Origin of the sequence: Bacillus sp. FSL K6-3459, from assembly GCF_038003305.1 — a bacterium.
Taxonomy (GTDB): Bacteria; Bacillota; Bacilli; order Bacillales; family Bacillaceae; genus Bacillus; species Bacillus pumilus_O.
This window is the reverse complement of sequence record NZ_JBBOOW010000001.1, coordinates 3,392,922-3,404,608: the sequence shown is the minus strand read 5'-3', so window position 1 is coordinate 3,404,608 and position 11,687 is coordinate 3,392,922. Positions and strand designations below refer to the sequence as shown.

The window sequence follows — 11,687 nt, the reverse complement described above, 5'->3', positions numbered from 1 at the left end:
TGTTGAAAAGAGACTTTTTTAGATTGGAGGGTCTACCCTTGAATATTCATATATCAAGCCTGCTCCAAAAAATGGAGGAAGCAGTTCAAAAGGCGAAACAAAGTGGAAATGATGAAGAGGTGAAACGTCAAGTGGCGGCGATTTCTTCACTATGTGATGTCATTCTCGATGCACCATCACAGGTGCAAATGCCGCAAACGCCTGTTATCTCACCACCTTCTTCGATACAGACACCGTCCGCGCCGCCCGTATCCTCAGATCAAGCGATGCTTGAGAAACTGATGGGTGCGAGTGGTGCGAAGAAATTTCAGCATCAAGAAGAGGGGCAAAAAGAGAAGGATGGGAACGGCGACTCTATCTTTGATTTTTAATGGTCTTGTCACGACAAAGGGAAGGTGATCGGTTTGAAACTATTTTTGGGCGCCATTCAGTGGATGGCATTTTTTATCGCAGCTTCTATTGCTGTACCAATTGCGATTGCACAAGCATTTGAGTTGAATCAAGTGCAGTCAGCGGAGCTGATTCAAAGTACATTCTTTTCACTTGGTCTTGTGGCGATGGTGCAATGTTTATGTGGCCATATGCTACCGATCAATGAAAGTCCAGCGGGGCTTTGGTGGGGTGTGTATACCCTTTATGCAGGTATGACAGGAACCATCTTTGCGACGTATCCTGAAACCCTGCAAGCCTTACAAGGAGCTTTAATTTTTAGTGCCGCTTTCTTTTTTATTTTTAGTTTATTTAAAATCATTAATTGGCTCGCGTCGTTATTTACGCCAGTCGTCACAGGTATTTATTTGCTGCTATTAGTTGTCCAGTTAAGTCAGCCGATCATGAAAGGGCTGATGGGCATCGGCTATCGGGGAAATCAGGTGGACGGGCTTGTCTTTTGCTTATCGATCTTGATTATTGTCCTGACCTTCATGATCAGTCGCTCAAAATGGCATTACTTAAGGCAGTTTTCTGTGTTGTTTGCCCTTGCAGGAGGCTGGTTGTTATTCGCTCTACTTGGGCTGGCAAAGCCGGTTCGAATTCCAGAAAAAATTATTGAGTTTCCGAAGATTTTCCCATTCGGAACGCCAGTCTTTGACAGTGGATTGCTTGTCACGTCCTTTTTCATTACGATATTACTCATTGTGAATATGCTGGCAAGTATTCGAATTGTGGAAAGTTCAGTGAAGGCATTTGGTGAACTGCGTGAGCGGAAGAGAGCTCGTCCGGCTGGTTTTGTCGCAGCATTTGGTCACTTACTGAGCGGTTTGATCGGAGCGATTGCGCCTGTACCTATTTCCGGGGCAGCAGGATTTATTCAGACAACGAAAATTCCATCCAGAAAGCCATTTTTCATAGGAAGTTTGCTCATTGTACTCATTAGTTTATTCCCACTGCTCATGAGCTTTTTCTCTGCATTGCCATCACCTGTGGGGCTTGCTGTAAACTTTGTGGTCTTCTCCTCAATGATTGGAATTGCGATGTCTGAATTCGATCAGTATGAGAAAGAAGAAATTCCGCGGATTCGCTTTGTTCTAGGAATTGCCGTTTTAGCAGGTGTAGGGGCGATGTTTGTACCGCAGGGAGCCTTGAAAGGCATGCACCCTGTGCTTATTTCATTATTAAGCAATGGACTTGTTCTAGGTACACTCATTGCGATCGCTGTCGATCAAGTTCTGTTACGAAAGAAAAAGAAATCCGACAATCTCGTGTCAACGTAAAGGGAAAGTTGAATATCGTCGGTCACCCGCGCTATGATAAACATAATTGACGAGATAAGGAGAATGACGAATGAAACTATTTTTCATTTTAGGTGCGATTAATGCGATGCTAGCTGTTGGACTCGGAGCCTTCGGTGCGCACGGTCTTGAAGGGAAAATTCCTGAAAAGTATATAGAGATTTGGAACAAAGGGGTTCAATATCAGATGTTCCATGCGATAGGACTATTTATTGTCGCTTTTCTTGCAGATAAGCTGTCAGGTATTTCTCTAGTTCCGACCGCTGGCTGGGTGATGCTTGCAGGCATCCTTTTCTTCTCAGGCAGCCTTTATGTTCTAGCATTGACTCAGGTGAAGATTCTAGGTGCCATTACCCCAATTGGCGGATTGGCGTTTATCGCTTCTTGGATCATGCTTGTCATTGCAGCAGCAAAAAATTTATAAGCCAAAAAACCGATGCTCTGAGAGGGGCATCGGTTTTTTCTTAATTCCAGTAAGGGGCGTAGTTTGGCGGTGCTTGATAATATGGGATGTAGTGAGATGGAGGGACAGGGCTCGTTTGTGCTTCCTCTTCCCTGTGGCAAAATGGTCCGATAAACACACCTGGCTTCACAGGCTGAGTCGCCTGTTTCCACTTTGTTTCGTTCATGCAATACGTATGTGCCATGATGTGAGCAGGGGTGAGGGTGAGAAGGTCTGAGCCTAGGATCACTTCTGGCGTAGATGCGTTAAAAATGGCTAACAAATGAGTTCTGTCTTGAAGGGCAACTTCGTAGTGCCACCAGCCTTGAGGGACGTTTGCCACCTGTCCAGGGGTGATGGTATAGGTGTGCAGTTTTTTTGTAAATGGATTCAGCATCGAGACGGCAGCAGAACCGGCTATACAATAAACAAGCTCTGCGGCATTTTGATGATAATGAGGCTCTACGACTTTGCTTTTACTCAAATATATATCCAGCAGGGATACTTGATCCAACGAATTTAATTGTTTTTTCCCTAAAACATTAATCAGGTTATGCTGATCGTATTTCACAAGTGGACTTTGATTCAGGTCGTATGAATATTTCACATTTGGTGATGTATAATCTAGCTCAACAGTCATGAATGTCACCTCTAGGCATTTGATAAAAACTACTAGGCATCTTATGAGAAGTGCCCTAGAGGTGTGACAAAAACCTACTCAAAAGAAAAAAGCAAGGGCACCTGCTCCTTGCTTTGTATGTGGCGTTAGCTACCTCGGAGAATAAGTGGACATGGAGTATGGATAGTCGTATTGAATTTCCCCATCAAACGTAATGTAATCAAGATAGATCGTTAATAGTAAGTATCGTGTTCCTGTCTTGTTATCACTAATGATAATGTGGTCACGTCCTGCAGCTTCAATGACACCTCTGAAAATCTTCGAGTTCCACTCCTTACTTGCCTCAAACGTCATATAAATCGTGGCTACCTTGCCGCGGTTCAATCGTAAAATATTTTCAATATAGGACTGCTCGATTGGCAGCTGACCGGTGACATTCTGCTGATAAATCGGTCCAGAAGGAATTTGATACGGCTGTCCGCCGCTCTGCGTTCCCTGCCCCCCTTGTGAAGGACCAGTAGACGGCATTGGTGAAAATCCCTGTTGCATTTGTCCTTGCATTTGACCCTGCGTTTGGGGAGGGACTGAATAACCCATCTGCTGCGCAGGATACGGATTTGCTCCATATTGTTGCTGGCGAAAATCTTGACCTTCGAAACCCGAACCTTGCCCAAATTGATTTTTCAATTTCATAACGTTCCTCCTCTTTCCTCATGGTGTTCTAAACAGAAGGCGCTTAAGCACCTGTTGTTTCCATAGCATTCTTTCTCTCTTTCACACTATGAGACAGGAGGGGAGAATATGTACATTGAACGAAAAAAAGGAACTGCTGTGCAGTTCCTTAGGTGCGGGCAACCCCCCGTATTCTTTGTCAAATCTTACGAATATGATGTGAAACCTTCCTTACATCATCCAATTTACAGCGCGCTGGACATCAAATAAAAGAGTCATGATAAGAAAAAATACCGCAAGCGGTGTGATCACAATGAGAAAGGCTTGCCATAATCTGAGCTTCATCACAGCGACAATGCTTAAAACGGTCATTCCAAATATCCACGTCTTCGCATAAGCATCAATCAGAGGCAACAGACTAAGATAATACCAAACTCCATAATGCTGATCTAAATAGGGTGAGATTTTGACAAACGTATACGGACCGAGCAATCCAATCGTAAAAATCCAACTGAGTGCAAATAAAGAGGAAGGGAAAAAGGTTGTCAGCGTGCAGGCTTTGAGTACATCTCGATATGCCGTTTGACTGCCGAAAAAAAGACGCCCTAACCACTTTAGGATGAGTACACCGAAAAAAAGACCGAGATTGCCTGCTAGAATACCATATCCCGCACCTTGTAACAGAATAAAAGGGAATGGAATATGATTGCCCATATAATCGCTAAAATACCCTTCGTAGACCCAGCCTGTACCAGCGATACTTGCAAGGAGCATCATCAGCCAAATGGGAATAGAGGAATGTTGATATGAGCGAATAATCGTTTTTGTTGCGACGAAAATTTTGAAAAATCGAAAAAAACCTTTTGCTTCCTCTTCTTGGGAGTGATCATTCTTCATAGCTTCCAATGTTCTTTACTCCTTTAATACACACAAATGATTACTTATATTACCAAAAAGTTCGCGTTTTTCAAAGGTAGATCAATAAAAAAATACAATTTTATAAAAAATAGGTCACTCTACAGTCTCTTTAAGAGGAGACACATATGATAACCATAGTTTGAAAGAGACCGAGGTGAAAACTTTGACAAAAGTAACTGTCATTATGACGAGCTACAACAAGGCGGCTTACGTCGGCAGATCGATTGAAGCGATTTTGCAGCAGACGCTGTCAGACTTTGAACTATTTATCATGGACGATGGTTCAAACGAAAAAACCCTTGCTGCAATTGAGCCCTTTCGCAAAGATCCCCGTGTGCATTTTATCCAAAGCGGTGTCAAATCGCTGGAGGAGAGAACAGCGAAAACCCGATACGCCGTCCTCATTAATCAAGCTTTAGAACTAGCAAAGGGCAAGTATATTTCCTATGCCACAGATGACAATGTCTATGCCCCGGACCGTTTAGAGAAACTCATACATTATCTAGATGCTCGTCCAGGTGAAGATATTGTCTATTCTGCTTCAAAAGTAATCTATTTAAATAGCAAAAAAGAGCCAGTTAAGGAAACGATTCGACCTGCGCAAACGGTGCAATGGAATGCACCTTGTGCTATAGATCATTGCTCGGTCGTTCATCGTGCTTCTATTTTAACAAAAATTCATGCTGAATTTGGGTCTTACTGGGACGAGAGTCCGCATTTTTATCGAATAGGGGATGCCCGGTTCTTTTTTCGATTAAATCATTTTTATCCGTTCTATCCCTATGATGAAGTGTTAGATACAAATTACATCACAGAACAGTCGATTCACTATCAGTTGGCGGAAGAAGAGAAAAGTGCCTTTATTCAAGCACTTCCTGAGCAGTCTACCTGCTGGGAGCTCCGCCACATATTAAAACAAAAACATGGGAGGTGACCTTAAGTGTCGCACTACATTCATCATTATTGGCAGGTGTACTTTGAGTTTGTTAACCTCATGAAGGATTTGTCCTATCAACAAATTCCCCTTGGGTTGATCAGCAATTTCTATCAATATATCAGTCCTGAGGTAAGGGAACGTATGGAGGATGAAGCATTCGGCCAAGAATTGACAACCGATTGTCCATTGCCAGAAGAGATTCAGCCATTTTTTGATCAACATAAGCAGCAGATCAAGCGTATTGCGTATCGTCCGGCGAATGGAAAGGTCTTGCTTCATTTTGAACATCTGCGTTTTACTGAACAAAATTACACGCGGTTTCATCCAAGTCAAACCGTGGTGCTTGCTCGCTGGAAGAAGGCAGACTATTTCGGTTTACCTGTCATCAGCAAGCCGGAATTAGCGGGAGAGGTTAATAAAGAAGCCCATGCTGAATATATTGAGAAAGCAAATGCTCTCCTTAAACCTTACGCAAAGCATCCGGTCTTTGGCAATGTCTTTTTTAGAGAAAAGCTTCGGAAGGACATTGTGCAATTTATTGATGTGATTGACCAGACAGAAGCGCTATTTCAGATGGAGCCAATTGCAGCCATTGTTGTGGGGACAACGGAGGATGCATATAGCCGCGTACTTGCACTGCAAACTGTGAAACGCCAGCTCACGAGTATCTGTCTTCAGCACGGCGCACTGATGGGAGACGAAGCCTTTTTACCGATTTTCACGACGTGCCACGGGGTGTTTGGAAAGTATGAAAAAGACTGGTATGTAGACAAAGGCTGCCAGCCGGAACAGGTGGAGATCACAGGTCATCCGAGGTTTGATTTGGTGAAAGATCGAACGCCGCTTCAGCAGGAACTCATCTTTCGTAAATTAAACTTCAATCCTGCTAAAAAGACCGTGCTTGTGGCAACGCAGCCGTTTTCAGAAGCTTTCTATGGTGATGTGCTTAAAACGATTGCAAAACGGAAAGACATTCAGTTGATCATGAAGCCGCATCCATGGGAAATTGCCCGAAACCGATTAAATGAGTATGTGTCCATTGAACGAGCAGGAAATCATGTGAGATTGATTAAAAAAGAAATCGACTTGTATGACCTGCTGCCATATATGGATATGGTCATTACGCTTACATCAACCGTCGGTCTTGAAGCAATGCTCTTTGAAAAGAGTGTGCTGATCGGGAAAATGACAGAAGGCAGAAGATACCCTTATTACGAGTCGCTTGGCAGCTATCATATGGAAAACCCTGTTGAACTGGCTGAGAAAGCCATTCGTATTTTGTCGGATGATCAAGAGATGAAGCTGGCAAAGCAGCAAGGAGCTAAGTTCATTAAACAACATTATCCGCATGCGCGATCGACCGATGTGCTGCTTTCTCTGCTTAAAACAAAAACAGGTGTAGATTTTCAGAGATGAAGATAGGGGTGTGCAAGCGATATGGAAAAAAAGAGAGAACAATTTCTTCCTTATGCCCTGCCGTTGATTGAGCAGGAAGAAATTGACGAAGTCATAGGAACATTAAAATCTGGCTGGCTGTCAACTGGACCAAAAGTCAGACAGTTTGAAGAAGAGTTTCGGAAGCTGACCGGTGCAAAACATGCGATCGCTGTCAATTCATGTACGGCTGCTTTATTTTTAGCCTTAAAAGCTAGAGGGATTGGGAATGGGGATGAGGTGATTACAACGCCTCTGACATTTTGCGCAACAGCTAATACGATCATTCATACAGGGGCAGCTCCTGTATTTATCGATATTGACCCAGCAACACTCAATCTCGATGTAAAGAAACTAGAAGAGGCGATTACACCACATACAAAAGCCATTGTCCCTGTTCATTTTGCTGGCCAATCGTGCGATATGGACCGGATTTTAGACATTGCTAAAAAGTACGATCTATTTGTGCTCGAGGATGCCGCTCATGCTCTGCATACGACGTATCACGGGCAGCCAATTGGGGCGATTGGTGATGCGACTGCCTTTAGTTTTTATGCGACGAAAAACATAGCGACCGGGGAAGGCGGCATGCTGACGACAAATGATGATGCACTCGCCGATCGAATCAGAAAACTAGCACTCCATGGGATGAGCAAGGGTGCTTGGAATCGTTATGGAGAAAAAGGAACGTGGTACTACGAGGTCGAGGAACCTGGCTATAAGATGAATATGTTTGATGTGCAGGCATCATTAGGACTTGTCCAGCTAAACCGTCTAGATGATATGCAAGCACGGAGAGAACTAATTGCGAAAGCGTACAATCAGGCATTTCAAAAAGAAACAGGGCTGATCCTACCGCCTGTCCATCATGAGGGCAGACATGCATGGCATTTATATGTACTGCAAGTGGACCCGAAAGAAGCATTCATCACACGTGATGAGCTGATTGATCGACTGCAAAAAGACTATAAGATCGGCACGAGTGTTCACTTTATCCCTGTTCATTTGCATCCATACTATCAACAAACCTATCATTATTCACCAGAGGATTTCCCTAATTCACTCGCATACTACAAGCGGACCCTCTCACTGCCTCTTTACCCAAGTATGACAGATGAAGATGTGCAGGATGTCATCGCTGCGGTGTTGTCTATTTTAAAAGAACAGAAGGCATCTTCATGAAGGCCGTTCATGCAATAGACGATCAGGTGTTATCTGTTTGGCTTGGGAAATACGGTCAACAAATTGAACAAATGAAAGGCTTCAAACAGTTTGGTCTTGTCAGTGGCGCCCAGCTCAAAGCAGTACTGTTATACGACTGGTCAAAATGGGAAAGCGGCATATTTGATCAGCATATTTTTCATGTGAAGTTTGCGGAAGCTGAGTCAGCATCTGCTTTTCAGGAATTGATGGAACGCTTCATCAATTGGATGAGATCAGAAAAATGCGATTTTTTCTTTTTACGTCTTGAAGCGGCAGATGTTGAAAAAAACCGCATCGTCCAAAGGCTGTCACATGTGTACTATGTGGGCGGTCTCACTCGTCTTGAAGCGCCGCCAATTCACATGGAAATGCCATCAACAGGTGAAGAGGTGGTCATCAGTCTGCCGGATGAAAAGGAATACGATGAGGCGGTGTCACTCGCTTATCAGGCTTTTGTGAAAAGCCGGTATGCCCTTGATCCTTTTTTAGACCAGAATGCCGTCCAGCATTTCTTTCAAGAATGGATGAAAAATAATTTGCTCGGACGTGCAGATATCAATCTCGCAGCAAAGGTGAATGATGAAGTCGTTGGTTTGATCCAAGGGTTGATAAAGGACGATGAATTGGTGCTTGATTTACTTGCCATTAGACCAGATGCACAAGGAAAAGGACTCGGGAAAAAGCTGGTGATGGCAATGGTGAAAGCCTCTTATGAGAGAGGGCACCGGTTTATGTCGGCCGGAACTCAGATGCATAACACAACCGCCATTCAGCTGTACGAAAAGCTGGGCTTTAGAATAAAAAATGCCTTTTTGTATTACCATGTATGGCCGAAAAAAGGAGAGAGGTAAGATGGCGCATTTCTACATTGGAGATCGCAAAGTAGGGGATGGTGCGCCTGTCTTTATCATTGCAGAGGCAGGCATTAACCATGATGGGAAGCTGGATCAGGCGCTTGCTTTAATTGATGTGGCAAAAGAAGCAGGTGCCGATGCAGTGAAGTTTCAAATGTTTCAAGCTGATCGGATGTATCAAAAGGAACCGGGTTTATACGAAACAGCCAAGGGAGAAGAGGTGTCCATTTTTTCCTTAGTCGAACAAATGGAGTTGCCGCCAGAATGGCTACCGGTGTTATTAACCCGCTGTGAGGAAAAAGGGCTGATCTTTTTAAGCACAGTGTGTGACGAGGAATCTGCAGATTTATTAAATCAAACCGATCCGCCAGCTTTTAAACTGGCATCCTATGAGATCAATCATTTGCCTCTTTTGCGTCACACAGCTTCTTTTCAAAAGCCCATCATTTTCTCAACTGCCGGCGCCACTATTGCAGATGTTCATGAAGCATATGAGGCGATTACAAGCGAGCAAAACGATCAGGTCGCCATCATGCATTGCGTGGCAAAGTATCCAGCACCTAGAGTTTACACGAATCTTCGTGTGCTCCAAACCTTAGCCTCCGCTTTTCCTGGGGCGGTCATCGGCTTTTCTGATCATAGTGAGCATCCTACTGAAGCTCCTGTTGCTGCTGTGAAACTTGGGGCAGCGATGATTGAAAAGCATTTTACAATAGATAAGACGCTGCCTGGCGCTGATCATTCCTTTGCGCTCGATCCAGAGGAATTAAAGGAAATGGTTCAGCATATTCGAGCGGCGGAAAAGAAGCGGAATCAATCAGAAACAGACGCTCAATCTGTGTCAGAGGAGCTCCTTGGCAGTTCTTTTAAAACGACAACTGCCATTGAAGGGCAGATTCGTGAATTTGCATATCGAGGGATTTTTACGACAAAAGGGATTGCAAAGGGCGAGACATTGACCGAAGAAAATCTAGCCGTATTACGTCCAGGCCAAAAAAGCCAAGGTCTTCACCCGCGGTACATGGAGATTTTACTTGGTGCCAAAGCTGTCAGAGACATTCCAGCCCATACAGGGGTTTCGTGGAAAGATGTGCTCATGCAGGAGTCTGCAAATGATCAATGATGTGCTCTTTGTCATTCAGGCTAGAATGGGCTCAACAAGACTGCCAAAAAAGGTAATGAAGCCGATCGGTGGTATGGCATTGATCGATTTCATCGTTGAACGGGTAAAGCAATCAGATCATTACAATCACAAAACGCAGAACCTCATGATCGCCACAACAGTTGAAGCAGAAGATGATTTATTGGCTCATTATTGTTTATCAAAGGGCTATAAGGTATATCGTGGCAGTGAGATGGATGTATTGCAGCGATTCGCAAAGATAGCTCAACATTTTGAACCACAAACCATTGTACGTTTAACGGGAGATAATCCATTTATAGATCCAGCGCTTTTGTCGAAAATGCTTGAAGAACATAAACAGAAGAAGGCGGACTACACGTATACGACCGGAACACCACTCGGTATTTCCGGGGAAATGATCAACGCCACTATTTTGTGTAAAATCGACAATTTTCCCCTTACGCAGCCAGAGCGTGAGCATGTCACGCTGTATATCCGAAAGCACCCTGAGCAATTTCAACTGCAATTATTCACACCGCCCAAAGAACTCGCATATCCTGCTTATCGATTCACAATTGATACAGAAGAAGATTACGTATTTGCCACCCGTTTACTTGAAAAAGCCGGTGGGTCTAGTGCGGTGCCTACAGCTGAACTCATCACCATTTGTGAACAGGATCCTGATATGGTTCGGTTGAATCAATTTGTGAAGCAGAAGGATGCTGAATGAACAGAAAAATCATGATTGTTGTGTACGGTGGTTTTTTAAGAGGAATGGGGCATGTCGTTAGAATGAAACGGCTGGCAAAGGAACTGATTCAAGAAGGAAACGACTTATATTTCTATACAAATGAACAGATTTGTGTAGAAATGCTCTCGCATTCAGCGTGGCATGTTCATTTGGTGAAGGAATCAAATGTAATCCTTCAGATAGAGCAGGACATAAAAAAGATAAATCCTGATCTTCTGTTGATCGATGTCCTTCATTGTGAACTTCAGCTCCTTCGATCGATCAAAGCATCCTCCAGCAATGCAAAATTGGTCTTATTTGAAGAAGAAAGAACAGAAGCTTGCCAGATTGCTGATGCTATTGTCAACGGCATTTATGGTGGACTGGATGAAAAGCACCTGCAAGTAAATGGCACGGACTACTTTTATGGAACACCTTATTTATTGTTAGATCACGAGATCAGTAAATTAAAAGACACATATGAGGTTCGCAAAGAATGTAAGAAGGTGGTGATCAGCCTTGGAGGCAGTGATCCAGAAGGGTTATTAACAAAGGCTGTATCAGCAATTCGCGAAGCCAGCCATTTACACATTCTAGCGGTTATAGGAAAAGCCTCTCGCATCAAAGAAGAAATCGAGGCTACACATATTCAATTCATTCGCCATACGGATCAATTATCTGCCCATCTTGCCGAAGCCGATCTAGCGATTGTTGCTGGCGGGATGACGTTATATGAAGCCGTTTGTATCGGGGTGCCTAGCATTGTCCTTTCACAAGTAGACCACCAAGCAGTAACAGCCACTCGTTTTGCACAAAAGGGAGCCTGCTACCATCTTGGATTAGGAAGCCTTGTGGATGAAAAGGATATATGCCGTGCCGTTCGAAGACTGTCCGGCAGCTACTTTCTCCGTAGGAGCATTCATCTCAATGGACGCTCACTCATTGATGGAAAAGGAACCGAACGAGTGAAAAACATTCTTATAAACCTCATGAATCATCACCAAAAAGAACATAAGGATGTGTAG

The 11,687-nt window shown here is 43.8% G+C and carries 13 protein-coding genes; 10 read left to right on the top strand and 3 right to left on the bottom strand.

Annotated features, from left to right (window positions below):
- The first annotated feature begins 38 nt into the window (after window positions 1–38).
- The 3 genes from MHI35_RS17395 to MHI35_RS17385 all read left to right on the top strand — a co-directional run bounded on the left by MHI35_RS17395 (window position 39) and on the right by MHI35_RS17385 (window position 2,154).
- Complete coding sequence (locus MHI35_RS17395; protein WP_058013403.1) at window positions 39–371, top strand: YwdI family protein; 333 nt, start codon at window positions 39–41, stop codon at window positions 369–371.
- Between the two features lie 33 nt (window positions 372–404).
- Window positions 405–1,712 (top strand): purine/pyrimidine permease, encoded by a 1,308-nt coding sequence (locus MHI35_RS17390; protein ID WP_012011649.1) that lies wholly within the window; start codon window positions 405–407, stop codon window positions 1,710–1,712.
- Between the two features lie 70 nt (window positions 1,713–1,782).
- Window positions 1,783–2,154, top strand: a complete 372-nt coding sequence (locus MHI35_RS17385) for a DUF423 domain-containing protein (protein WP_211062662.1) — start codon at window positions 1,783–1,785, stop codon at window positions 2,152–2,154.
- 40 nt (window positions 2,155–2,194) lie between these two features.
- On the opposite strand, the gene MHI35_RS17380 is transcribed toward MHI35_RS17385, so the two are convergent.
- From MHI35_RS17380 to MHI35_RS17370, 3 genes are all read right to left on the bottom strand, one after another.
- Window positions 2,195–2,812, bottom strand: a complete 618-nt coding sequence (locus MHI35_RS17380; RefSeq protein ID WP_144520172.1) for a cupin domain-containing protein — start codon at window positions 2,810–2,812, stop codon at window positions 2,195–2,197.
- Between the two features lie 129 nt (window positions 2,813–2,941).
- On the bottom strand, window positions 2,942–3,484 hold the full coding sequence (gerQ, locus tag MHI35_RS17375) for a spore coat protein GerQ (RefSeq protein WP_144520175.1): 543 nt from the start codon (window positions 3,482–3,484) through the stop codon (window positions 2,942–2,944).
- A 210-nt stretch (window positions 3,485–3,694) separates the two neighbouring features.
- Window positions 3,695–4,369, bottom strand: coding sequence for a YIP1 family protein (locus MHI35_RS17370; RefSeq protein WP_144520178.1), 675 nt, complete (start codon window positions 4,367–4,369; stop codon window positions 3,695–3,697).
- A gap of 175 nt (window positions 4,370–4,544) precedes the next feature.
- On the opposite strand from MHI35_RS17370, the gene MHI35_RS17365 reads away from it, so the two are divergent.
- From MHI35_RS17365 to MHI35_RS17335, 7 genes are read left to right on the top strand one after another with little or no spacing between them, the layout of a single operon-like run.
- On the top strand, window positions 4,545–5,315 hold the full coding sequence (locus tag MHI35_RS17365; protein WP_335349674.1) for a glycosyltransferase family 2 protein: 771 nt from the start codon (window positions 4,545–4,547) through the stop codon (window positions 5,313–5,315).
- A 6-nt stretch (window positions 5,316–5,321) separates the two neighbouring features.
- On the top strand, window positions 5,322–6,734 hold the full coding sequence (locus MHI35_RS17360) for a capsular polysaccharide export protein, LipB/KpsS family (protein ID WP_211062660.1): 1,413 nt from the start codon (window positions 5,322–5,324) through the stop codon (window positions 6,732–6,734).
- Between the two features lie 21 nt (window positions 6,735–6,755).
- Window positions 6,756–7,934, top strand: a complete 1,179-nt coding sequence (locus tag MHI35_RS17355) for a DegT/DnrJ/EryC1/StrS family aminotransferase (protein WP_144520184.1) — start codon at window positions 6,756–6,758, stop codon at window positions 7,932–7,934.
- Complete coding sequence (locus MHI35_RS17350; protein ID WP_335349675.1) at window positions 7,931–8,806, top strand: GNAT family N-acetyltransferase; 876 nt, start codon at window positions 7,931–7,933, stop codon at window positions 8,804–8,806. The genes MHI35_RS17355 and MHI35_RS17350 overlap by 4 nt, the downstream gene beginning before the upstream one ends.
- 1 nt (window position 8,807) lies before the next feature.
- On the top strand, window positions 8,808–9,932 hold the full coding sequence (locus MHI35_RS17345; protein WP_335349676.1) for an N-acetylneuraminate synthase family protein: 1,125 nt from the start codon (window positions 8,808–8,810) through the stop codon (window positions 9,930–9,932).
- Window positions 9,922–10,662 carry a cytidylyltransferase domain-containing protein gene (locus MHI35_RS17340; protein WP_144520194.1) on the top strand — a complete coding sequence of 247 codons (741 nt, stop codon included), beginning with the start codon at window positions 9,922–9,924 and terminating at the stop codon, window positions 10,660–10,662. The genes MHI35_RS17345 and MHI35_RS17340 overlap by 11 nt, the downstream gene beginning before the upstream one ends.
- Window positions 10,659–11,687, top strand: coding sequence for a PseG/SpsG family protein (locus MHI35_RS17335; protein WP_335349677.1), 1,029 nt, complete (start codon window positions 10,659–10,661; stop codon window positions 11,685–11,687). The genes MHI35_RS17340 and MHI35_RS17335 overlap by 4 nt, the downstream gene beginning before the upstream one ends.